This window comes from Streptomyces sp. NPDC000941 (genome assembly GCF_053599555.1).
Map to the genome: position 1 here is coordinate 15,344 of NZ_JBSFMM010000068.1, position 23,052 is coordinate 38,395.

At 73.2% G+C, this 23,052-nt stretch carries 21 protein-coding genes; 9 read left to right on the top strand and 12 right to left on the bottom strand.

All coding sequences use genetic code 11. The annotated features are described in order from the left end of the window. Nucleotides 1–111 precede the first annotated feature (111 nt). Genes ACWDSL_RS22470 through ACWDSL_RS22495 form a run of 6 tightly spaced genes read left to right on the top strand, consistent with a single transcriptional unit; the run spans nt 112 to nt 7,034 of the window. Nucleotides 112–1,230: a ketoacyl-ACP synthase III family protein gene (locus ACWDSL_RS22470; protein ID WP_450488007.1), complete on the top strand. Its 1,119-nt coding sequence runs from the start codon at nt 112–114 to the stop codon at nt 1,228–1,230. Beyond that, complete coding sequence (locus tag ACWDSL_RS22475) at nt 1,227–2,783, top strand: class I adenylate-forming enzyme family protein (protein ID WP_450488009.1); 1,557 nt, start codon at nt 1,227–1,229, stop codon at nt 2,781–2,783. Before ACWDSL_RS22470 ends, ACWDSL_RS22475 begins: the two co-directional genes overlap by 4 nt. A 23-nt stretch (nt 2,784–2,806) precedes the next feature. Next, complete coding sequence (locus ACWDSL_RS22480; protein ID WP_450488011.1) at nt 2,807–3,127, top strand: phosphopantetheine-binding protein; 321 nt, start codon at nt 2,807–2,809, stop codon at nt 3,125–3,127. Further along, nucleotides 3,115–4,332, top strand: a complete 1,218-nt coding sequence (locus ACWDSL_RS22485) for a nucleotide disphospho-sugar-binding domain-containing protein (protein ID WP_450488016.1) — start codon at nt 3,115–3,117, stop codon at nt 4,330–4,332. The genes ACWDSL_RS22480 and ACWDSL_RS22485 overlap by 13 nt, the downstream gene beginning before the upstream one ends. Further along, a complete protein-coding gene (locus tag ACWDSL_RS22490; RefSeq protein WP_450488018.1) occupies nt 4,329–5,837 on the top strand; it encodes an MFS transporter in 1,509 nt (502 codons plus the stop codon). Before ACWDSL_RS22485 ends, ACWDSL_RS22490 begins: the two co-directional genes overlap by 4 nt. 9 nt (nt 5,838–5,846) lie before the next feature. Continuing rightward, nucleotides 5,847–7,034, top strand: a complete 1,188-nt coding sequence (locus ACWDSL_RS22495; RefSeq protein ID WP_450488020.1) for a nucleotide disphospho-sugar-binding domain-containing protein — start codon at nt 5,847–5,849, stop codon at nt 7,032–7,034. 93 nt (nt 7,035–7,127) lie between these two features. Here ACWDSL_RS22495 and ACWDSL_RS22500 read toward each other — a convergent pair whose 3' ends face one another. The 6 genes from ACWDSL_RS22500 to ACWDSL_RS22525 are packed head-to-tail and all read right to left on the bottom strand — an operon-like array spanning nt 7,128 to nt 13,900. Further along, nucleotides 7,128–7,742 (bottom strand): antibiotic biosynthesis monooxygenase family protein, encoded by a 615-nt coding sequence (locus tag ACWDSL_RS22500; RefSeq protein WP_450488023.1) that lies wholly within the window; start codon nt 7,740–7,742, stop codon nt 7,128–7,130. Then, nucleotides 7,709–9,037, bottom strand: a complete 1,329-nt coding sequence (locus ACWDSL_RS22505) for an FAD-dependent monooxygenase (RefSeq protein WP_450488025.1) — start codon at nt 9,035–9,037, stop codon at nt 7,709–7,711. The genes ACWDSL_RS22500 and ACWDSL_RS22505 overlap by 34 nt, the downstream gene beginning before the upstream one ends. After that, entirely contained in the window at nt 9,034–9,849 is an 816-nt protein-coding gene (locus tag ACWDSL_RS22510; protein WP_450488027.1) for an SDR family oxidoreductase, read from the bottom strand. Before ACWDSL_RS22510 ends, ACWDSL_RS22505 begins: the two co-directional genes overlap by 4 nt. After that, nucleotides 9,839–12,133 carry an AMP-binding protein gene (locus tag ACWDSL_RS22515; protein ID WP_450488029.1) on the bottom strand — a complete coding sequence of 765 codons (2,295 nt, stop codon included), beginning with the start codon at nt 12,131–12,133 and terminating at the stop codon, nt 9,839–9,841. The genes ACWDSL_RS22510 and ACWDSL_RS22515 overlap by 11 nt, the downstream gene beginning before the upstream one ends. Beyond that, the gene (locus tag ACWDSL_RS22520; RefSeq protein WP_450488031.1) at nt 12,126–13,100 is read right to left on the bottom strand and encodes an aromatase/cyclase; all 975 of its coding nucleotides are present in this window, start codon (nt 13,098–13,100) and stop codon (nt 12,126–12,128) included. Before ACWDSL_RS22520 ends, ACWDSL_RS22515 begins: the two co-directional genes overlap by 8 nt. Nucleotides 13,101–13,114: 14 nt before the next feature. Continuing rightward, the gene (locus tag ACWDSL_RS22525; protein WP_450488033.1) at nt 13,115–13,900 is read right to left on the bottom strand and encodes an SDR family NAD(P)-dependent oxidoreductase; all 786 of its coding nucleotides are present in this window, start codon (nt 13,898–13,900) and stop codon (nt 13,115–13,117) included. 206 nt (nt 13,901–14,106) lie between these two features. Between ACWDSL_RS22525 and ACWDSL_RS22530 the strand changes: the two genes are divergently transcribed. Both ACWDSL_RS22530 and ACWDSL_RS22535 read left to right on the top strand, forming a co-directional pair. After that, a complete protein-coding gene (locus ACWDSL_RS22530) occupies nt 14,107–14,592 on the top strand; it encodes a nuclear transport factor 2 family protein (RefSeq protein ID WP_450488035.1) in 486 nt (161 codons plus the stop codon). Between the two features lie 4 nt (nt 14,593–14,596). After that, a complete protein-coding gene (locus ACWDSL_RS22535; protein WP_450488037.1) occupies nt 14,597–15,805 on the top strand; it encodes a nucleotide disphospho-sugar-binding domain-containing protein in 1,209 nt (402 codons plus the stop codon). A gap of 3 nt (nt 15,806–15,808) precedes the next feature. Here the strand turns inward: ACWDSL_RS22535 and ACWDSL_RS22540 are convergent, their stop codons facing one another. Further along, nucleotides 15,809–16,609 carry an NAD(P)H-dependent oxidoreductase gene (locus ACWDSL_RS22540; protein ID WP_450488039.1) on the bottom strand — a complete coding sequence of 267 codons (801 nt, stop codon included), beginning with the start codon at nt 16,607–16,609 and terminating at the stop codon, nt 15,809–15,811. 98 nt (nt 16,610–16,707) lie between these two features. On the opposite strand from ACWDSL_RS22540, the gene ACWDSL_RS22545 reads away from it, so the two are divergent. Further along, a complete protein-coding gene (locus tag ACWDSL_RS22545) occupies nt 16,708–17,592 on the top strand; it encodes a helix-turn-helix domain-containing protein (protein ID WP_450488041.1) in 885 nt (294 codons plus the stop codon). A 30-nt stretch (nt 17,593–17,622) separates the two neighbouring features. On the opposite strand, the gene ACWDSL_RS22550 is transcribed toward ACWDSL_RS22545, so the two are convergent. The 5 genes from ACWDSL_RS22550 to ACWDSL_RS22570 form a co-directional block, all read right to left on the bottom strand. Next, nucleotides 17,623–18,828, bottom strand: a complete 1,206-nt coding sequence (locus ACWDSL_RS22550) for a nucleotide disphospho-sugar-binding domain-containing protein (protein WP_450488043.1) — start codon at nt 18,826–18,828, stop codon at nt 17,623–17,625. A gap of 11 nt (nt 18,829–18,839) precedes the next feature. Then, on the bottom strand, nt 18,840–19,115 hold the full coding sequence (locus tag ACWDSL_RS22555) for an acyl carrier protein (protein ID WP_450488045.1): 276 nt from the start codon (nt 19,113–19,115) through the stop codon (nt 18,840–18,842). A 145-nt stretch (nt 19,116–19,260) separates the two neighbouring features. Next, complete coding sequence (locus ACWDSL_RS22560) at nt 19,261–20,496, bottom strand: ketosynthase chain-length factor (protein ID WP_450488047.1); 1,236 nt, start codon at nt 20,494–20,496, stop codon at nt 19,261–19,263. Then, a complete protein-coding gene (locus ACWDSL_RS22565; RefSeq protein WP_450488049.1) occupies nt 20,493–21,821 on the bottom strand; it encodes a beta-ketoacyl-[acyl-carrier-protein] synthase family protein in 1,329 nt (442 codons plus the stop codon). Before ACWDSL_RS22565 ends, ACWDSL_RS22560 begins: the two co-directional genes overlap by 4 nt. Before the next feature lie 259 nt (nt 21,822–22,080). Next, a complete protein-coding gene (locus ACWDSL_RS22570; protein ID WP_450488051.1) occupies nt 22,081–22,857 on the bottom strand; it encodes a cyclase family protein in 777 nt (258 codons plus the stop codon). Between the last annotated feature and the right edge of the window lie 195 nt (nt 22,858–23,052).

Consider the following 23,052-nt stretch of genomic DNA (forward strand, 5'->3'; position numbering starts at 1 on the left):
GTGAGCGCCCGGTCGAGGACCCCTCGAAGACCGGTGAACCCCCGGCGAAGACCGGTGAACCCCCGCCGCGGGTCCGCCATGTACCGGACCTCCAGCCCGGCTTGAGCCGCATTGCCGACCATCTGCCGGGTCCTGCACATCGAGCACATCGAGCACATCGAGTGCGGCGTCGGGCGTCGGGCGTCGGAGGAGAGAGAGTCCATGCGCTGGGAGAACATCCACATCGCCGCGGTCGGCACCTGGCTTCCGGAGCCGGTGGCCGTCGAGGCCGCCGTACGGTCGGGGGAGCTGACCCCGGAGCGGTGCGAGGTCTTCGGCTACCGGTCGGTGCTCGTCGCCCCCGACGGGATCGCCCCGCCGGACATGGCCGTGCACGCCGCCGAGACGGCGCTCAAGCGCTCCGGTATCGCCCCCAAGGAGTTCGGGCTGCTGCTCCACGGCAGCCTGTGGTTCCAGGGTCTTGACGTCTGGCCGGTCGGCTCGTACATCGCCCAGCGCACCGTGGGGCGCACCGTCCCCGCGCTGGATGTGCAGCAGCGCTGCAACATCGGGGTCGGTGGCATCGAGCTCGCCGCGACCCACCTGGCCGCCGGGGCGCGTGGCTCCGCGGTGATGCTCACCACCGCGGACCGCTGGGACGGCGGGGTCAACCGGTGGTCCCTGCACGAGGACCATGTGTACGGGGACGGCGCCACCGCGATGGTCCTCTCCCGCCGGGGCGGTTTCGCCCGGCTGCTGTCCACGGCGACCGTCGCCGACAACTCGCTGGAGCCGATGGCGCGCGGCGACGAGCCGTTCCACCCGGTGTCCCCCGCCGCCCACGTCCCGCTCGACCTGACCCGCAGGTCCCGCCAGTACAAGGCCGAACACGACGAGGACGAGGCCGCGCTGCGGCACGCCCGGGTGATGCTCCAGGCGAAGGTCAAGGCGCTGGCCGCGGCCCGTATGCCCTCCTCCGCCCTGGCCAAGGTGGTGATCCCGGCGACGGGGCGGCGCAAGGGCGAGTACCAGCTGCACCATCTGCTCGGTGTGGAGGAGCACCAGACCACCTGGGAGTACGGGCGCACCACGGGCCATATCGGCGGCGGGGACCTGGCCGCCGGCCTGGCCCATCTGGTGGAGACGGAGGCGGTCGGGCCCGGTGATCGGGTACTGCTGTTCGGCGGCGGTTCCGGGTTCACCTGCACCACCGCCCTGCTGGAGATCACCGAGGTCCCGCAGTGGACATGACCGCCACCCCCAGCCCGCCCCGGGCCACCTCCGGCACCGTTCACGCGCTGCTGGAGACCGCGGCGGCCACCCGGCCGAACGCCCGGGCGGTCCGGGACCGTACGGGCGCGTGGACGTACCGCCAACTCGCCGAACAGGCGACGGCGTTCGCGGCGTGGCTGGACGAGCGGGGCGTACGGCGCGGTGAGCGGGTGCTGGTCCGGGTCGGCAACCGGCGGGAGTTCGCCGCCATGCTGTTCGGTACGGTGCGCCACGGAGCCGTGTTCGTCCCGGTCAACCCGGCGATGCGGCCGTTCCATCTGACCACGGTGGCGAACGACTGCGACCCCGCGCTCGTCATCGCCCGCGCCGACGACCCCGCGACGCTGCCCGGGCTGCGGAAGGTGACCGGCCGCCCCGTCCATGACCTGGACGCGGTGTGGCGAGAAATGGAAGCGCTACGGCCGCCACCCGACGAAGCGGCCAGTGCCACCGGCCGCGAGGCGGCGCCGGTGTCCCCCGACGACCTGGCGCTGCTCATCTACACCTCCGGCTCCACCGCCGCGCCCAAGGCCGTGATGTGCCCGCACACCGCCATCTGCTTCGCGGCCCGCGCCATCGCCTCCCGGCTCCGCTACCGCCCGGACGACGTCGTCCTCACCGCCCTCCCGCTCTCCTTCGACTACGGCCTCTACCAGATCTTCCTGGCCGCTCTCGCGGGCGCCGAGGTCGTCCTGACCGAACCGGACCACCACATCGGGCTGCTGGCCACGGTGCGCGAACACGGCGTCACCGTCGTCCCCGTGGTGCCCTCGCTCGCCGAGATGCTGCTCCGGCTGGCCGGCCGGGAGCGCTCCGCCGCGGCCCCGCCCGTCCGGCTGTTCACCAACACCGGCGCGGCGCTCACCTCCCCGCTGATCGCGGGGCTGCGGCGGACGTTCCCGGGCGCGGCGGTGGCCCCGATGTTCGGCATCACCGAGTGCAAACGGATCACCGTGCTCGAACCCGACGGCGACCTCGGTAAACCGGACTCCGTCGGCACCGCCCTGCCGGGCACCCACGTGGCCATCCTGGACGACGCGGGGCAGCCGCTGCCCGCCGGGCACACCGGGCAGATCGCGGTCCGCGGCCCGCATGTCATGCGGGGCTACTGGCGGGCGCCGGAGCTCACCGCGGCCCGGTTCCGTACGGATCCGCTGACCGGCGAAACCACCCTGCACACCGGCGACTTCGGCCACCTCGACGAGGACGGCCATCTCTACTTCCACGGGCGCCGCGACGACCTGTTCAAGCGGCGCGGCGTACTGACCGGGGCGCTGGAGATCGAGGCGGCGGCGCTGGACATCGACGGGGTCACCGCGGCCGCCGTACTCCCGCCCGGCCCGGACGCGGACCTCACGCTCTTCGCCGTCACCGAGCTGACGCCGGAGCGCGTGCTCGGCTCGCTCGGCGAACGGCTGGAGGGCTCAAAGGTTCCGGCCGACTGCCGGGTCCTCCCCTCGCTCCCGCTCACCCCGAACGGCAAGACGGACAAGCAGCGGCTGCGGCAGCTGCTCCAGGCGCCCCGTAAGTAACAGAAAAGGAAGAGGTCACCGCCATGCACTCGGATCGTTCCGGCCCGCCCGGCTCGTCCGGCCCCTGGGAGCAGCGCTTCGAGGACCTGGTCCTCGGTGTCCTTCCCCAGCACTCCCGGCACGCGCCACTCGACCCCGCCCTCGACCTGAAGACGGCCGGGCTCGACTCGATGGCCACCGTCGAGCTCCTGGTCCGCCTGGAGGAGGCCTACGGTGTGGACTTCCCCGACGCCACGCTGAGCGGGGAGACCTTCGCCACCCCGGCCGCGCTGTGGCGCGTGCTCGCCGCGCAGCGCACGGACGACGCGGTCACCTCCGAGGGGGAGCCCACATGCGCGTCCTGATGACGACCACGCCCTCGCCGTCCCATCTCGCCCCGATGATCCCGCTCGCCTGGGCGCTGCGGGCCGCGGGCCACGAGGTGCTGGTGATGGGGCAGCCCGACATCCAGAAGACGGCCCACTCGGCCGGGCTGACCAGCGTGAGCGTCGGCGCCCCGTACTACGGCAACGACTCGGTGCTGCCGTATCTGCCACCGGGCATCCGGCCGCTGCAGGCCCTGGGCCGGAACAACAAGGAGGTCCTGTCGGGCGCCGCCAAGGTGTACGCCACCCACGCCCGTTACATGGTCCGCGGCTATCTGGACGTGGCCCGCGAGTGGCGGCCGGACCTGGTCGTGGGCGAGCAGTTCGACTACACCTCGCTGATGATCGGCGGCGCCCTGGGCGTACCCGCCGTACACCACCGCTGGGGCGTCGACCCGCTGACCGGCCCGGCCCGGCCGATCGCCGCCATCTTCCTGGACGGGCTGTGCCGCCGGCTCGGCATGGACGGCCTGCCCGAGCCGCACGCCGTCCTCGACCCGTGCCCGCCCTCGCTCCAGGACCCGGACGCCGCGCGCGGCACCCCGATCCGGTTCGTGCCCTTCAACGGCGTCGGCATCAGGCCCACTTGGGTCACCGAACCGCGGGCCCAACGCCGCGTCTGTGTCACCCTGGGCCGGCAGACCCTGGTGACGAACGGGCTGCCGCTGCTGCGCCATGTGCTGGAGGCGTTCGACGGGCTGGGAGACGAGGGAGACGAGGCCGTCGAGGCCGTGGTGACGGTCGACCCCCGCTTCCGGGACCAGGTGGGCGCGGTGCCCCCGGCCGTACGGATCGTCGACCCGACCCCGCTGAATCTGTTCCTCCACACCTGTGACGCGGTCATCCACCACGGCGGCTGCGGCAGCGCGCTGACGGCGACCGCGGCCGGGCTGCCCCAGCTCGTACTGCCCCAGCTCCTGGACCAGTTCACCGTCGGCGACGCGCTGGCCGACGCCGGCGCCGGGATCAGCCTGGACACCGCGGCGGCGCAGGACGATCCGGAGCGGGTGCGCGCCGCGGTGTCCGACCTGCTCACGGACGGGGGACACCGCCGGGCCGCCGCCGAACTGGCGGACGAGGTACGGAGCATGCCCTCGCCCGCGGCTGTTGCCGCCGATCTCGAACAGCTCGTCTCGGCGGCCACCGACAAAGTCTCTGCCCCGGCCCTGGCCGCCGCGTCATGAGCACCGGGTCCGACCGGCCCGCCATGTCCGAGGGGCAGATCCAGCTCTTCTCGCTGGGTGCCCTGCTGACCATGCTGCTCTCGCTGCTCGACGAGAACATCGTGGCCACCGCCGCCTGGCCGATCGCCCAGGACCTGGATCCGGCCGGCGGCGTCGGCGCCATCCCCTGGCTGATCACCGCCTACGCGCTGGCCGCGACCGCGTCCCAGCCGCTGTACGGGAAGCTCAGCGACACCCTCGGCCCCCGGCGGGTCTACCTCTTCTCCGTCCTCGTCTTCCTCCTCGGCTCCGCGCTGTGTGGAACCGCCACCCATATGGGGGAGTTGATCGCCTACCGCGCGCTGCAGGGTCTGGGCGGCGGTGGGCTGATGAGCCTGACGCTGATCATCCTCGCCACCGTCTACCCGCCCCGGCAGGGCAGTGGCGGCGGTGGCATGGGCATGGGCGGCGGACTGGTGGCCCTCGGCATCCTCGCGGGTCCGCTGCTCGGGGGCTTTCTGACCGAGCATCTGTCCTGGCGCTGGATCTTCTACGTCAATCTGCCGCTGGGCGCCGTCTCCGTCGCCATCACCCTGGCCACTCTGCGGCTGCCGCACCGCGCCACCGGCCACCGCGTGGATGTGACGGGGGCGGCGCTGGTCACGGCGGGCGCCACCGGGCTGCTGCTGGTGGCCGAGTGGGGCGGCTCGCACTACGCCTGGTCCTCCGCGCCGATTCTCGCGCTGGGCGCGGGGAGCACCGCCCTGCTCGTGGTGTTCTGCTGGTGGGAGACGCGGGTGGCGGAGCCGATCCTGCCGATGTCGCTCTTCCGCGACCCGGTGTTCCGGATCGCCGCGCCACTCCAGTTCATCGGCGGCTTCGCGGTGCTGGCCTCCCCGCTGTTCATCGTCGCGTATCTGCAGATCGCCCGCGGTGTGCCGGCGGGCGACGCGGGGCTGCGGCTGGCCCCGGTGGCGGCGGGGGTGATGGTCGTCATGGGCGTGTCCGGGCTGGTGATCACCCGGCTCGGGCGCTACAAGCCGCTGCTCATCGCGAACACCGCCGTCGCGGCGCTCGCCCTGGCCCTGTTCGGCACGGTCGACACGCACACCTCGGGCCTGACGCTCGGACTGCTGCTGGTGCTGCTCGGCATCGGGCTCGGCGGGGTCGTACAGGTCGTCCTGCAGACCGCTCAGGCGGCCGCGCCGCCCGGCAGCCTCGGTGTCATCACCACCGGCACCCGGTTCTTTCTGATGCTGGGCAAGGCGTGCGGCGCCGCGGTGCTCGGCGCGGTCCTGGACCACCGCTACTCCGGACACCCGGGGACGGGGGCGGGGACGGCACACTCGGTGCACTCCTACGTACTGGCCACCGACACGGTGTTCCGGTGCGCCGCCGGGGTGATGCTGGCCGGTCTGGTGCTCGCGCTCCTCATGCCGGACGTACGGCTGAGCGCCGCCGACCCCCGGCCGGCCCCCGTCCCCGTATCCCCCGCCACCGCCGACGCCCCGCAACCGTCCACCTGAGGAGAGCAGATGCGCGTCCTGATGATGTCCACCCCCGTGTCCTCCCACTTCGCGCCCCTGGTGCCACTGGCCTGGGCGCTGCGCAGTGCGGGACACGAGGTGCTGGTGGCCGGGCAGCCGGATGTGATGGGTCCGGCCCGTTCGGCGGGGCTGAGCGCCGTGAGCATCGGCGACTGGTTCCACGTCGACGACCTGCTGCTCGGCGGCCTCCCGGAGGGCAAACGGCTCGTCGAATCGCTCGGCCGCCCAGCGTCGGAGCAGGTGGCCGGAGCGGCCCGGATGTGGATGGTGCACACCAAGTACCTGCTGCCGGACTATCTCGACTTCGCCCGCGCCTACCGCCCGGACCTGATCGTCTCCGATCTGCTGGAGTACACCGCGCCGATCCTCGGCGGGGTGCTTGGCGTGCCGGTGGCGCACTACCGCTGGGGCGTCGATCCGTACACCCGCCCCGCACGCCCGGCGGCGCGCCTCGCCCTCCAGGGCGTGTGCGAACGCCTCGGCCTGGACGGGCTGCCCGACCCCACCGTGCTGCTCGACCCCTGCCCGCCCGCGCTCCAGCTCCCGACGGCGCAGCAGGGCACCCCGATCCGGTACGTACCCGCCAACGGCAGCGGTGTCATGCCGGACTGGCTGCGCGACGAGAGCATCGCCGAGGCGGGCTCCCGGCCCCGGCGGGTGGGCATCTCCATGGGACTGCGCACCCTCGTCCTCAACGGCGTCCCGCATCTGCGGCAGGTGCTGCGAGCCTTCGACGGGCTGCCGGACGTCGAGGCGGTCGCGACCGTCGAGCAGGAGTACCGCGAGGAGCTCGGCCCGGTCCCGGACAACGTACGGATCATCGACCCCACCCCGCTCCATCTGTTCCTCGGCAGCTGTGCGGCAGTGATCCACCACGGCGGGGCGGGGACCGCGCTCACCGCCTCCGCCTTCGGCCTGCCGCAGCTCGTACTGCCGCAACTGGCCTGCATGTTCGCCACCGGCGACCGGCTGGCGACGGTGGGCGCGGGCATCACGCTCGACGACGCGGCCCGCCAGGACGACCCCGAGGTGCTGCGGGAGTCCCTGACCACGCTGCTGTCCGAGCCCGGCTACGCCAAGGCTGCCGGGGAGCTGCGGCAGGACATGGAGCGGATGCCGGTGCCCTCGCGGGTCGTGGCCGATCTGGAGCAGCTGTCCGAGTTGCAGCCGGTGTGAGCGGCCGCGTGTGAGCGGCCGGATCCGAGTGGCCATGTGTGAGGGCCGGCCCCGCGGGGGCCGGCCCTCAGCTGTTCCACCACTCAGGCCGGTTCAGGCCGCGCGGCTGGCCGCGCCGTCCATGGAGGCCTCGGCGATCACCTCGTAGATCTCCTCGTCAGGACCCGCCCCCGCGGCCCGCGCCGCCTCCGCGTCCCGAAGGCGCAGCAGGCTCACACATCCGTCCTTGCGGCGGTCGGAGGCGACGACCGAGCCGGAGACGAAGCCCTCATGGCGGGCCGCGGCGTCGAGCCGTGCCACCAGCGGCGCCTGGTCTGCTTCGTCGCCCGGCTCATGGGAGGTCACCACGCAGTACTGCCCGGCCTCTTGACCGTCCGTCCCCGAGGCCGAGGCCAGCACCGGGCCGTGGTCGTTGTCGAGGTCGGCGAGTTCCATCAGCCCGGCGGCGGTGAGCAGGAGGAAGTCCGGGACCATGACGGCGGCCTTGTAGGCCGAGTTGTCCCGCCACTCGGTGACGATGACATGCCGGTCGGAGTGGTCGGGCGACCGCAGCAGCGAGGTGTGCAGAAATCCGTGCTGGGTCGTCATGTATTCGCGGTAGCCGTCGAACGCCTCCTCGAAGGCCTCCGTGTCCTGCTTGTGCCTGTCCGTCAGCACAAAGCGCGCGACCACCGTCACAGGGGCGGGGCCGTGCTTCTTCTCCGGCATGACATAACCCTTTCTTCCGAGCCGTCCGAGATACGGATCGACGGATTGCCGTACGCGATGCGGTGGAGGATCTTGCGGTAGAGCGGGGTGTGCCGCAGCACCCGCGCGAGCCGGGGGCGCACCCGGCTGGCGAAGGGGCCCTGCGAGAGCATCGCCTTGCTCTGCAGGGCCTGCAGCCTCATGACGGCCGCGATATCGGGGCTCCGGCGCTCCTCGAAGGCCGCGAGGCGCGCCGCGCCGATGTCGCCCGCGGCCAGCGCGCCGACCAGGACCGGGTGCAGCACCACCGCGTCCTGGACGGCGAGATTGATGCCCTGGGCGCCGATCGGGCTGTGGGTGTGGGCGGCGTCGCCGATCAGCACAAGCCCGTCGTCGGCCCAGCGCTCGGCCCGCGACGAGAACACGTCCAGCAGGCTGAGGTCGCCCTGCGAGCGGACCTGTTCGCGGATGAGGTGGGCGTACGGCGGCACGGCCCGGCAGAGTTCGTCCCTGACGTGGTCAAGGCCCTGTCCGGCGATATCGCGATAGCCCTTGTGCGGCAGGGTCCAGCCGACCTGGATGCGGTCGGGCCAGGAGGCGTAGACGAGTACGGGGCTGCCGCCGGCGCGGAACACCCGCACATCGCGCACGGGCGGCTCGACGCCTGCGTCTTGGCTCCGGTTTCCGCTCTCCTTGAGCTTGAACCACAGCACATCGTGGGCGAACGCCTCCGTGCGCCCCGCCCCGATGCCCGCCAGCCGCCGGATCCGCGAATAGCGGCCGTCCGCGCCGACGACCACCCGGGCCCGTACGGTGCACGGGCCCACCGGCCCGGCGGCCGTGACACCGGCGACGCGGCCCTCCCGGCGGACAAGACCGCCGACCCGCCGCCCGTCCAGCCAGCGGAAACCGGTGAAGCGATGGCAGTGCGCGAGCAGTTCGTCCAGCACATGCGCCTGCGGGATGCTCAGCAGGTGGTCGTACGGGGCGGGCAGCAGCCGGTAGTCGGCCTCCAGCAGCACACGGTCCCCCTCGACCAGCCGGAACCGGTCGTGCTCGTGTCCGCCGCGCGCCCGGGCCCCGGCCAGTACGCCGAGGTCGTCGAGCAGTGCCATCGCGCCGGGCTGCAGGATCTCGCCGCGGAACTCCCGGTGGTGCGTACGGGAGCGCTCCACCACCGTCACCCGCGCCCCGGAGCGCAGCATCAGCAGCGCCAGGACCAGCCCGGCCGGGCCGCCGCCGACCACGCACACATCGGTGTCGAACTCCTCCTCGGCCACCTGCGCTCCCTTCTGACGCGCCGCGGGTGCGCTCACGCGCGCAGCCCCAGACCGCCGTCCGCGGTGATCACCTGGCCCTGGATCCAGCCCGCCTCCGCCGTGCACAGCAGGGCCACCACATCGGCGACATCGGCCGGCGTGGTCAGCCGGCCGCCCGGGGTGCGCGCGGCCAGCGCCGCGACGGTCGCCGGGTCGGGGGTGTCAGGCCCCTTGTCGAGCTTCGCGGTGGCGACCGCGTTCACCGCGATCCGGCGGCCCGCCAGCTCCACGGCGAGATAGCCCACCAGGCTCTCCAGCGCCGCCTTGGCGATACCGGGGCCGACATAGCGCGGCACGGCCCGGTGGGCCCCGCTGCTGGACACCGCGACGATCCGCCCGGGCCCGCCCGCCATCAGGTCGGCGATCGCGGAGGCGCCGTACAGCAGCGGGGCCAGGGCGGCCGAGAGGTCGGCCCGTACGCCGTCGGGGCGCGCCCCGACGGCGGGCATCGGGTGCCAGGACGCGACGCTGTGCACGAAGATGTCCAGCCGGCCGTACCGCTCGCCCACCTCCGCCAGCAGCGCGTGCAGCTGCTCGGGGCTGGTCACATCCGCCCGCCGGGCGATCGCGCTGCCCTTGAGCCCCGACAGGTCGCGGAGCGCGCGTTCGGCGTCCGCCTCGCTGTGCGCGTAGTCGAGGATCACCTGGGCGCCCGCGGCGGCCAGCTTGCGGGCCACCGCAAACCCGACGCCGCGCGTCGCCCCGGTCACCAGCGCGACCTTGCCGTCCAGCCCCAGCGTGGCCGGTTCGGGGCCGGACTCCGCGGGCTCGGCCTCCGCGGGCTCGGCCTCCGCGGGCTCAGCCGACACGGTCCGCCGCTTTCGGCGCCGTGGCATGCGCCGTTGCATGCGCGGCGAGGTGCACGGCGCACTCGGCCGTGCCGAAGGCCGGGGCGTCGGCGCGGGCCGCCCGCCATGCCTCCGCGTCCGACCACCAGGTGACGAAGGTGTAGTTGCCCGGCCGCGTCAGCGACCGGCTGAAGTCGGCGTGCAGAAAGCCCGGCCGCGCCGTCAGGGCACGGGCGTACTCCCGGTAGGAGTCGTCGAACGCGTCGAGGCTGGGACCCTCCACGCCGAGTCGTTCGACGACGACCACCGGCGCGCCCTCCGTGACATCGCCACCCGTACGCAGCACATTGCGGGACGGGTCGGCGTCCACCTCCACCACTTCGTGGAACTCCTTGGCGTGTGCCTGGAACACCTCGCTGCCCCGCACCCGTTGGAAGGACTCGGGCGAGCGCCAGCGGCCGAGGTTGATGTACACCCCGGGCCGCTCCACCAGCCGCACCGCCTGGTGTGAATCGAAGCCCTCCTGGGCGCGCATCCACGCCACATGGTCGAGAAAACGGCGCTCGAACTCATCGGCCCGGCCGTGGTCCTTGAGCGTGAAGGTGTTGATGACGGTGAACAGACCGGTCGGGTGGTCCACGGTACGGCCTTCCTGGGTTCGGACAGAGGCGTGGGCAGAGGCGTGGTCAGGGGTTCGCGACTGGAGGCGTGCGATGAGGGCGTCGCGCAGAGCGCGGCGCTGCACCTTCCCGTTCGCGTTGCGCGGGATGGCGTCCACCGCCTCGATGTGGTGAAGCCGCTGGTAGTACGGGAGCTGATCGGCCACGGCCGCCGCGATGGCCTCGGCCCCGCCCGCGTCCGGCTGAAGCACCACCAGCGCCGCGGCGAGCGCGCCCCGCGCGGCGTCCGGCAGGCCGAAGACCACGGCCTCGCGGACCAGCTCATGGCCGAGCAGCACCTGCTCGATCTCCGTCGGCGCGACGAGGAAGTTGTCGCATTTGAAGGTGTCCCCGAGCCGGTCGACCAGGAACAGCCGCCCCTCCCCGTCGATCCGCCCGACGTCGCCGGTGGAGAACCAGCCGCCGTCCTCCAGGCCGGTGCCGTCCGGGCCGCCGAGGTAGCCCTTCATCACCTGCGGGCCGCGCACCTGCACCTCTCCCGCCTTGTCGGGCGCGAGCACCGCACGGCGCTCGACGTCCACGACCCGGCACTCGGTGCCCGCCACCGGGCGGCCCACCGAGCCGGGCACCGGGCGGCCGGGGTCGTCGCTGTGGGTCAGCGGGGAGGTCTCGGCGAGCCCGTACCCCTGGAACACCGGCACCCCGAACCGCTCGGCCAGCCGCGCCGCGTCCCGCACCGCAAGCGCCGACCCGCCGGACGCGATCTGCCGTACGGTCGCGAGCCGTAACCCGTCCAGGGCATGGGCGGGGGCGGCGGCGAGCCGGGCGAGGCGGACCGGGAGGCTGTAGAAGTGCGTGGCGGAGTGGCGGTTGGCCGCCTCGACCGCGTCGATCGGGTCGGGTGCGGCGCACAGCACCTGTGTGGCGCCCGCGAACAGGGCCGAGTTGAGGTGCATGGGGTGGTAGGTGGGCAGGTGGTTGAGGGCGACCGAACCATGGCCGAGGCGGTGTGCCTCGGCGATCTGCGCGGCGTTGACGACCAGGTTGCGATGGGTGAGCCGGACGGCCTTGGGCAGTCCCGTCGTCCCGCTGGTGAACTGGACGCACACCACGTCGTCCGGGCTCACCGCACCCGGCGGCCGGACGAGCGTCCGATTCTCCATGTTCGCCAGGACACCGTCGAGGCGCGGTACGTCCCGGTAGGCCCCGGCCGCGACCGGGCCGATCAGCACCACCTCCCGCAGCGCGGGCAGCCGGTCGCGCACCGGGGCGAGCCGCGCGTACAGCCCGGCGTCGACCAGCGCCAGCCGCGCCTCGCTCACCGACAGGATGTGCAGCAGCGCCTCCTCGCGCAGCAGCGGATTGACCACCGCCACCACGTTTCCGCTGCGCGCGGCCGCGTAATAGGCCACGGCGAAGTCCGGGTGCAGCACGGAGGCGACCGCCACCGTCGCGCGCTCCCGCCCCGGCAGCAGCCGGTCCAGGGCATACGCGGCGCGCGACACCCGGAGATCGAGGCTCGCGAAGTCCAGCGCCGCCGGCCCGCGGTCCGGGGCGGCCCCGGCCCCGGCCCACACCAGCGCGGTCCGCGCGGGGTGGGCGCGGGCCGCCTCGGCCGACAGCCCGTCGAGCCGTTCGGTCCCGCCGACGGCCCCGACTCCGGCCCCGCCGCTCGCCTCACCCACGAGCGGCCGCCGCCTCCGCGAACTCCCGCGCATGGCGCAGCGTCGTGGCGCTGTTCGTGCTCAGCGCGCGCTGTACGTACGTCCGGGCGTCGGCGACGGTCTTGTCCTGGCCGAGCACCCGCTCCACGGCCCCCGGGTTGAGGATCACGGTGTGCCGGGAGGTGACGGCCAGCCCGTCGCCCGCCGGGGTGATCGTCCAGCTTCCGGTGTGCGCGGTCATCAGCGCGGGCACGGTGGTCTGCTTGTAGACGATGCGGTCCGCCCCGAAGCAGACCCGTACGGACTCGGTGGTGTGCACCGAGCCGTCGGCGGTACGGGTGTCCATCGCCATCACCTGCACCCGCGGCTCGGCCACGTCGTCCCCGACCGGGTCCTCCTTGAGGTCGAGCCGGGACACATGCGGCAGCCGCTCGGGCCACAGATCGGCGCGGTACAGATAGTCGTAGACCAGCGCGGCGTCACCCGATGTGAACACCGTGTCCTCGAAGGAGAACTCCAACTTCCCTAATTCATCGCCGAGTTCGGCGAGCTTCTTCACCGCGGCCAGCTCGGATTCGCTGTTGCGGTCCACCGCCGCGGTGATCCAGCGGACACCCGACGGGTCGTCGTCGACCGCGCGGAAGTCATGGCGCAGCTCAAGCCGGGACACATTCTCACCATGGGCGGTGACGATCCACTCGCCGCCCATGGCCGCCACCGGCGGCGCGGACACCTCCTGCCGGAAGGTGACGCGCAGCCCGTCCGGGTCCAGCTCACGGCGCGATGTCCAGTTCTTCACCACGCCGCCCGCGGTGGCCCAGATCCGGATCCGCTCGCCACCGGGCGTCTGCTCCAGGGGTTCGACGTGCACATTGGGGGCGAAGCGCTGGGGCCAGTCGGCCACGTCGGCGATGATGCCGTACACGGTGCGGGCCGGTGCCAGCACGGTGATGGCGTGTGTGGTGAGGTAGGTCTCGGTGATGGTCACGGCACCCGCTCTCGTCAGTAATTCCCCAGCCCGCCGCAGACGTTGAGCGCCTGGGCGGTGATGGACGCGGCGGTGTCGGTGACCAGATAGCCGACCAGGCCCGCCACCTCCTGTGGTGTGGAGTAGCGGCCGAGCGGGATCTTGGCCTGGAAGCGTTCGAGGATGGCCTGCTCGGTGGTGTCGTACACCGCCGCGTACCCCTGGCGGACGCGCTCGGCCATCGGCGTCTCGACATACCCGGGGCAGACCGCGTTGACCGTGATGCCGGTCTTGGCCAGCTCCAGGCCGACCGCCTTGGTGAAGCCGACCACGCCGTGCTTGGAGGCCGAGTACGGGGCGCCGAGCACCACGCCCTGTTTGCCTCCGGTGGACGCGATGTTGACGATCCGGCCCCAGCCGCGCTCCCGCATCCCGCCCTCGGCCAGCACCTCGCGCGTGGTGAGGAAGACACTGTTGAGGTTGGTGTCGATCACGTCGTACCACAGCTCGTCGGCCAGCCCGACGGTCTCACCGCCGCCGCTGCGCCCGGCGTTGTTGACCAGGACGTCGATCCGGCCGTACCGCCCGGTCGCGGCCGCCACCAGATCGCGCACGTCCTTCCGCTTGCTCACATCGGCGGGGGCGCCGTCGACCTCGTGGCCCGCGGCCCGTAGCTCCTTGACGGTCATCTCCAGGGACTCGGCGGTCCGCGCGCAGATGAAGACCGTGAAGTCCGCCGCCGCCAGGCCCCGCGCCACCGCGAGACCGATTCCGCTCGTGCCTCCCGTGACCAGCGCCACCCGCCGCTCATCGCTCGCCATGCGCGTCGTCCTCCCCGTGCTCCTTGGATGCGTTGTCTGCTCCGAAGAGTGACCGTGGGCTCTCGATCCTCGATCGCACGGTGGTCGAGCGGGCCGTTCGACCGCCCGTCAAGGGGCGTACGAGGGCCCGCGGCGACGCTGCCGCACGACACACAGGCACGACACCCAGGCACGACACACAGGACGCGAGAGAGGGACCGACCGCCATGACCGTCGCGGCACACCCCGCCAGCGCAACAGCCGACCCCACCGCACCAGCCGTGCCGGCCGGACCCGCCGGGCCCGCCGAGCTGTACGCGGAGATCCAGCAGTTCTACGCCCGCCAGATGCAGCTGCTCGACGACGGCGAGGCCGAGGCCTGGGCGGAGACCTTCGCCGAGGACGGCGTCTTCGCCGCCAACGCCCACCCCGAGCCGTTCACCGGCCGCGCGGCCATCGCCGCCGGCGCCCGCCAGGCCACCGACGACTTCGCCGCGCGGGGCGTCAGGCGCCGCCACTGGCTGGGCATGCTCGTAGCTGAACCCAGGGACGAACACACCGTCTTCGTCCGCTCGTACGCCCAGGTCCTGGAGACCCCGCGCGCCGGGCAGGCCGTGCTGCGTGCGTCCACCACCTGCGCGGACCTGCTGGTGCGGCGCGACGGCCGCTGGTTGGTGCTCGACCGCCGGATCCACCGCGACGACCTGGACTGATCCGGTGCGGGTGCTGTTCGCCACATGGGCCGAGCCGGGCCATCTGTTCAGCCTGGTGCCGCTGGCCTGGGCCTGCCGGGCCGCCGGGCACGACGTACGGCTCGCCGCCCCGCCCTCGTGCATGGCCTCGGCGGCGCGCGCCGGGCTGACCGGGGTGCCCGTCGGCCGGGACGTGGCCGTGGAGCAGATCAGAAGCCGCGCGGACCTCGCGCCCTGGCGCAGCCCCGGCCGCTGGCCGGAGGGCTGGGCATCACGGCCCGGTCTGCTGGACGACGCTCAGCACACGGTGCTCCGCGCGCTGGCCGACAAGCAGTTCACGGTCGCGGACGCGATGGCCGACGACCTCCTCGCCCTCGCCCGCCACTGGCGGCCCGACGTGGTCGTCCATGACGCGCTGTGCTTCGCGGGCACGGTGGCCGCCGCCGCGCTCGGCGTCCCCGCGTACGGGCACGGCTGGGGCACGGCCACCATCATGCGCGTGGAGAACCACGAGCTCGGCGCCCGCCCGCTGCCGGGCTACCGGCGCCTCTTCGAGCGCCACGGCGTGCGCCCGCGCTCCGGCCCCAGCGCCTGGTTCGACCCCTTCCCGCCCGCGCTGCGCCTCCCCGATCCGGCGCCGCGGCCCCGGCTCGATATGCGCTACGTCCCGTACAACGGCCCGGGGGACGTGGCGCGCTGGGTGCTGGAGGAGCGCGCCAGGCCGCGGGTGTGCATCACGGCGGGGGTCTCCGGGCACAAGGTCCGCCCCGGCGCCCTGCCCCCCTTGCTGACACAGACCGCCGACGCGCTGGCCGGTCGGGGGTTGGAGGTGGTGCTGGCGATCAGCGCCGACCAGGCGCGGACGCTGACCGCGGCCCCGGAGAAGGCGCGCATCGCCGTGGGCCTCCCCATGTCCGAGCTGCTGCCCACCTGCGCGGCCGTGGTCCACCACGGCGGCTCGGGCACCGGCCTCACGGCGGTCGCGTCCGGGACCCCGCAGCTGGTGCTGCCCCAGATCCCGGTCACCGCCGAGATCGGCGAACGCCTCCACCGCCATGGCGCCGGGCTCATCCTGCCGCCCGAGCGCCAGTCCGACCCCGTCGCCGTCAGCGAAGCGGTCGAGGCCCTGGTGGACGACCCCCGCCACGCCCGTGCCGCCGCCCGCCTCCGTACGGACATACTGCGCATGCCGAGCCCCGCCGACCGGGTCATCGCCCTGGAGGAAGCCTTATAGGGCTCAGCCGCGCGGGCGCGCGTGGAGGTCAAGACCGCTCGTCCCGGCCGCCTCCACGCCCGGCAGCAGGCGCATATCGCGGCCGTAGTCGCCGCCGTTGAGCGCGCGGAACGGGACCGGCTCGTCCGTGAAGAGCCGGTCGAGCCGCCGCCCGTACTCCCGTTTCACCTCCTCGAACCGCTCCTCCGGCACATCGAGCGAGTCGTAGAGCGCGAACGGTTCGAGCGGCGCCATGCCGGTGAACCAGAACAGGCCGTGCTGGAGCGGGAAGAGGACGTCCGACAGCTGCCCATGGATACCCCGGTTCGCGAACGCCGACTCCCGGGCGCCGACCGTCACCGACAGCAGCGCCCGCCGACCCGCAAGGGCGCCCTCGCTGTACGGCGGGGGGACGGCCGGGCCGTGGGCGAACTGGAAGGTGAACACCCGGTCGATCCAGCCCTTCAGGATCGCGGGCACCGAGAACCACCACATCGGGAACTGCAGAATCACCGCGTCCGACCAGCGCACCTTCTCCTGCTCGGCCGCGATGTCCGGCGACAGCCGCCCCGCCAGCGTGGCCTCCCCCGAGGCCGTCAGCACATCAAGACGCCGGTCCCCGGCGTGGTCGGGGAAGTCGTCGGCGTCCACCGCCGCCTTCCACTTCATCGCGTACAGGTCGGACACCCGCACCTCATGCCCCGCCGCGCGCAGCTCCTCGGCCGCGAAGGAGGTCAGGGAGGCGTTGAGGGAACGGGGTTCGGGGTGGGCGCTGACGATCAGGATCTTCTTCCGCGGCTGCCGCTGCGGCATGGCTTCGCTCATGGCACCACGCTCTCCCGGGCGCGGCACCGTAGCCAGCACCCTGTGTTACCGGCGGAACGGGAATCCTGGTATTGCGAGGGCCACCCATACTGGAAGGCATGGACAGCAACGGCATCGACCGCATCGACGGCGTCGGGGACACCCGGCGGGCGCTCGGCGGCTTTCTGCGCGCCCGCCGTGGGCGCGTCGCGCCGGAGCACGTCGGAATCGCCGGCGGCGGGCGCCGACGGGTGCGCGGGCTGCGCCGCGAGGAGCTGGCCCAGCTGGCCGGGATCAGCGTGGACTACTACGTCCGCCTCGAACAGGGCCGCGCCACCCAGCCCTCCCCCGAAGTGCTCGACGCGCTCGCGAAGGCCCTCGGCCTCGACGCGGCGGAGCGCAAGCACCTGGCCACCCTGACCGGCACGCGGGGCGGACCCCCGCCCGAGGCCCGGGTCAGCCCCCTGTTGCGGCAGATCCTCGACGCCATGTCCCCCGTCCCGGCCTACGTCACCAACCACCGCCTCGACGTGCTCGCCTGGAACGATCTCGGCGGCGAGCTGATCGGCGGCCTGGCCGACCCGGGCGGCCGCGACCACAACCAGGCCAGGTACTTCTTCCTCGACCCCGCCTCCCGGACCGTCTTCCCCGAATGGGAGGACCGGGCGGCGGAGAGCGTGGGCCAGCTGCGGGTCTCCGCGGGCCGGTACCCCGACGACGCGGAACTGGCCGCGCTCATCACCGAACTGTCCACGCACAGCGCCGACTTCCGGCGCGTCTGGGCCACCGGCGAGGTCGTGATGTGCGGGGCGGGGCGCAAGCGGCTGCGCCACCCCGAGGCCGGGCTGCTCACCCTGGACTACGAGACGCTGCACGTGCCCGCCACACCCGGCGAGACGGGCCTGGTGATGCATGTCTTCGGCGCCGACGAAGGCAGCCGGGAGGCCGCCGCCCTCGCCCGCCTGACGACGGCCATAGGACGTGAGGTACCGGCAACCGCTTAGGCCCGCCCTCAGGCTGTGCGGGGCCCGTCCTCAGGCCGCGCGGGAACCGGCGACCCGCGATACGCCGATGCGCGGCCCGGCCAACTCCTCCAGCTCGCCGACCACTTCGGCGGGGGTCGGCATGGCGGCCATCTCCTCCCGCAGCCGGCCCGCCGCCACCCCGTACGACCGGTCGTCCAGCAGCTCGCGGAGCGCCGTACGGATCGCCTCGGGGTCCCGCTGCTCACCAGGGTCGAGCGACCGGCCGGCGCCGCAGGCCGCGATCCGTTCGGCGTAGACACCGAGGCTGGGCAGCGGTGGGGCCAGGACGAGCTGGGGCAGGCCGTAGTGCAGGGCCGTCAGCCCGGACCCGGATCCGCCGTGGTGGATCAGGGCCGTACAGCGCCTCAGGAGCTGCGACAGCGGGGTGGGCTCGATCACCCGTACGTTGGCCGGCAGCGCTCCAAGCTCCTCGGCGCGCGCCCGGGGCAAGGTGAACACGCCCCGTACGCCCTCCAGGCCCTCGAACGCGGCGGCCGTCGCCGCCAGGGTGGCCATGCCCGACCGCTCGATCGTCTGGGCGCTGAACGATACGCATATCGTCCGCTGCTCCGGCGAGCGCAGCGGCCCCCGGGAGGGGTAGCTGCCGGGGCCGTTGTACGGCACGTAGCGCACCGGCCTGGCCGGGGCCGCCCGGGGGTGCCGCAGCAGCGGCGGACACGGGTCGAGCAGCAGATCGGGGTCGGGCAGCAGGCCCCCGGGGATGCCCGCCCGCTCGCAGACGGACCGCAGCGCGGCGCGGGCGGGGCCGCGGGCCAGCGTGGTCAGGACGTCGGTGCCCCAGCGGTGGACGACGGACGGTACGCCCAGCGCGCCCGCGACGATCGGCCCGCAGAACTCGACCGGATCGGACAACACGAGGTGGGGCCGCCATTCGCGGGCGAACCTCAGATAACCGTCGAGCACCCGGCCGACCCGGGCCCGCCAGCGGACCGCGAGCGCTTCCCAGTCGGGTTCCCACACCGCCGCGGGCTCCCCGCCCATCGGCCGCCGGGCCGGAGCCGGGGGCGGAGCGTCGGCGGACAGCGGCTGGGCCTCGACGGCGAGGGTGTGCAGCCCGGCGGCGCGCGCCGCCTCCACGGCCCCGGGCTCCCCGGCGCACATCACCTCATGGCCCGCGCCGGCGAGCGCCCAGGCGAGGGGGACGAGTGGTTGAAGATGGCTGCTGACGGGGGTGACGACCATGAGTACGCGCATGGCAGCGCCCCCTAGGCCTGGGCCGGGCGGGTGCGCGCCTCGGTCAGGCCCGCGTTGACGAACTGCAGCAGCAGCCGGGGCGTGGCGGCCTCGGCGACCGTGTCGTCGGCCAGCAGCACCCCGTATTCGCGCTCGATACGGCCCACTGTCTGCAGGACCGCGAGGGAGTCGTAGTTGAGGTCGGCGAAGGGGGTGTCCAGCACATCTCCGTCGAGGTCGACGGTCTCGTCCTCGCCGGCGCATTCGCGCAGCAGGGTGGTCAGCTCGGCCAGCGTCATCTGGGTCATCTGTGTCATCTCGTGATGCCTCTCTCTTGGGATGGCGAACAGCGGGGGGGGCGCTCAGCGGGGGCTGCGCCCAGCGGGGTCGGGCTCAGTGGGGTTGCGCCGAGTGAGGTTGCCCTCAGTGAGATTGCGCTCAGTGGGATTGGGCTCAGTGGGATTGGGCACCGACGACCACGGCCGCCGCGTTGAAGCCGCCGCGGCCACGGGCCAGCACCAGGGCGGCGCGTACGGGGCAGGGCCGCGGTTCGGCGCTCACCAGGTCGAGTTCCAGACCCTCGGCAAGCCGGGTGACGTTCACGGTCGGCGGGATCAGCGCATCGCGGATCGCCAGCAGGGCGGCGGCGAGGTCGAGGGCGGCCCCTCCCGCGTACAGCCGCCCCGTCATGGTCTTGGGCGCGGTGACCGGCACCCGCCGGGGCCCGAAGACGGCGGTGATGACCTCCGCCTCGGCCCGGTCGAGGTCGGGTACGCCGGAGGCGTCGGCGAAGACGACGTCGATGTCGTCGGGGGCTAGGCGGGCGTCGGCGAGGGCGAGTTCGACGGCGCGGCGCAGGCCGGGCACGCCGCTGAGGTGCTGCTCACTTCCGGGCCTGGCGTCGAAGGTGGCGGCGTAACCGGCCAGTTCGCCGTACACGCGGGCGCCGCGGGCGCGGGCCGCGGCGGCCTCCTCCAGGATCAGGATCGCCCCGCCCTCGCCCGGCACATAGCCGCGGGCCGCGGCGTCGAAGGGCAGATAGGCGCGCGTGGGGTCGTCGGCGAGGCTGAGCCGGCCGCCCGAGAGCTGCGCCGTCCAGCCCCATGGGCAGACCGCCCCGTCCACGCCGCCGGTGACGATGAGCCTGCTCCCGCCGCGCAGCCGCCTGCGGGCCTGGGCCACCGCGTCGAGGCCGCCCGCCTGCTCGCTGACGAGAACGCCGCTGGGCCCGCGCAACCCGTGCCGGATGGAGATCTGGCCGGTGTTGACGGCGTAGAACCAGGCGAAGGACTGATACGCGCTGACGTACTGCCCGCCCTTGCTCCACAGCGCCTCCAGCTCGCGCTGGCCGAACTCGAAGCCGCCGGCCGAGCTGGCGGTGACCACCCCGGCGGCGTACTCGGGGAGCTGGGCGGGGTCGGTGTCCGCGTCGTCGAACGCCTCCTGGGCGGCGGCCAGGGCGAGCCGGGTCATGTGGTCGGTCTGCGGGAGCAGACGGTTCGGGATGTGTTCGGCGGCGTCGAAGCCGGGCACCTCGCCCGCGAGCCGGGCCGGGTAGCGGGAGGCGTCGAAGCGGCTGACCGGTCGGATGCCGCTCTCGCCGTTCAGGGTGGCCTTCCACCACACCGGGGTCGACAGGCCGTTGGGCGCGGCGACGCCGATGCCGGTGAACACGGCGACGGCGCTCACCACGTACCCCTCTCGGCCCCGTGCTCGTCGGGCCGGGCCAGCACCATCGCGCTCTGGAAACCGCCGAACCCGCTCCCCACGCTCAGCACCACCTCGACGCGCTGCTCGCGGGCGACCAGCGGGGTGTAGTCGAGGTCGCATTCGGGGTCGGGCTCGTGGAGGTTGGCGGTGGGCGGTACGACACCGTGCTCGATGGCCAGGGCGCTGGCGGCGATCTCCAGGGAGCCGATGGCGCCCAGCGAGTGGCCGACCATCGACTTGATCGAGCTGATCGGCGTGGCCCGGGCGTGCTCGCCGAGGGCGCGTTTGAAGGCCGCGGTCTCGTGGCGGTCGTTCTGCTTGGTGCCGGAGCCATGGGCGTTGATGTAGTCGACGGCCGTCACCGGCAGCCGCGCCTCGTCGAGGGCGACACGGATGGCCTCGGCCATCTCCCGGCCGTCGGGGCGCAGCCCGGTCATGTGGTACGCGTTGCAGCGGGACGCGAAGCCGACGATCTCCGCGTAGACATGGGCGCCCCTGCGGTGCGCCAGGGACAGCTCCTCGAGGACGAACAGCGCGGAACCCTCGCCCAGCACAAAGCCGTTGCGGGTGCGGTCGAAGGGGCGCGAGGCGTGTTCGGGGTCGTCGTTGCGCGGCGAGGTGGCCTTGATGGCGTCGAAGCAGGCGACGGTGATCGGGGAGATGGGCGCGTCGGTGGCCCCCGCGACCATGATGTCCGCGCTGCCTTCCCGGATCAGCTCGACGGCGTGGCCGACCGCGTCCAGGCCCGAGGTGCAGCCGGTGGAGACCACGGACGCCGGCCCCTGGGCGCCCACGGCCCAGGCGACCTCGGCGGCGAAGGAGCTGGGCACGAAGTGGTCGAAGAGATGCGGCACCGCGTACGTGTAGTCGACGTGCCACTTGGCCCCGCCGTCGCTGACCACCCGGTACTCGGTGTCCAGGCTGGTGGTGGCGCCGACCGCGCTGCCGACGGTGACGCCCACGCGGTACGGGTCGGGCCCGCCGGCCCCCAGCGCCCCGGCGGCCTCTAGGCCGCTGTCGGACACCGCCTCCCGGGCAGCGACCACCGCGAACTGCGCGGCGCGGTCCATCCGGCGTACCTCTTGCGGGGTCAGGCCCTCGTGGTGCGGGTCGAAGTCGGCCTCGGCGGCGATCCGGGAGCGGAAGCGGGTGGCGTCGAAGAGGGAGATGGCGCGGGTGGCGGTGCGGCCCTCGGTCAGCAGCGACCAGAACTCCTTGGTCCCCACGCCGCCCGGGGCCACCACGCCTATGCCGGTGATCGCCACCCGACGCCTCCCCCGTCGATCGATAACGCGCTGATGCATCACGTCGGTTCGACCTCCCTGCTCGGTACCGTCTGTATCACTCGATTCGCCTCCGGGGCGCTACAGCCCCTGTCGACGGTCGACCGTGCTCGACCCCTCGTTCCTCGGGGTCTCCGCGCGCTCTCCCTTTCGACAGCGGCGCGCCCCTCCGGCTGCGACGGTGTCGCCCGTATGACAGTGCCGCCGCGTCACAGTGCCGCCCGGCTCTCAACCCGCGCTCGACTCGGGACGGAGCCCTACGACGCCGGGTGGGGGCCTGTCACTCGTCGAGCAACGCCACCGCCCGCGTCCAGCCCGCCCCCGCGCCCGCGATCTTCACGGGGAAGCAGGCGACCCGGAACCCGGTGGGCGGCAGCGTTTCCAGCCGCGCCAGCCGCTCGATCTGGCAGTACTCGCGACGGCGGCCCGCGAAGTGGGCGGGCCACAGCACCGACTGGTCGCCAGTGGCGTGGTAGCGGCGGATCATGTCGCAGAACGGGGCGTCGAGGCTGAACGCGTCGGTGCCGATGACGCGGACACCGAGGTCGAGCAGATAGTCGGTAGCGGGCCCGTCGAGGCCGGTGAACTCCGTGAAGTACCGGGATGTGCCGACCCACCGGGAGGCGCCGGTATGCAGCAGGACGATGTCCAGCGGCTGCGGCCGGCAGCCGATACGGGCCAGCTCCTTCTCGATATGCGGCACACCGACGGTGCGGGTTTCCGGATCGGCGTCGGTGATGTCCAGGACGTGAGCCGGGCGCAGAAACCAGTCGAGGGGCATCTGGTCGATGGTGCGGGGCACTCCGTACGTCCCGGTGGAGCCGTAGTGCGCGGGGGCGTCGACATGGGTGCCGGTGTGGCTGGTCAGGGTGAGCGTGTCCAGGGAGAGCAGTTCCTGGCCCGGCAGTTCGGACGGGTCGAACTCGATGCCGAAGTGTTCGCGCATCTCCTCGCTCATATGGTGGGCCGCCTCGGCCGGCGTCATGATCTCGTGGACCAGCGGGTCCGGCTCCCAGCCCGAGGCGTCCACCGGTGTCGACAGGTCGATGATGCGCAATGCGGCCCCCTATGGCTGGTGTCGGGCGAGGTCGTCCGCCGGACGGTGTCAGGAGCCCCTGGAATACGGCTGGAACGGCCGACGCGACAGGAGCGACAGGAGCCACAGGAACGACAGAACCAACTGAAGCGCCCGGAACCGTACGCGGACAGCACTACGGCTCCGCTCGCCCGCGCGGGGGGTGTCGGGGAGCGG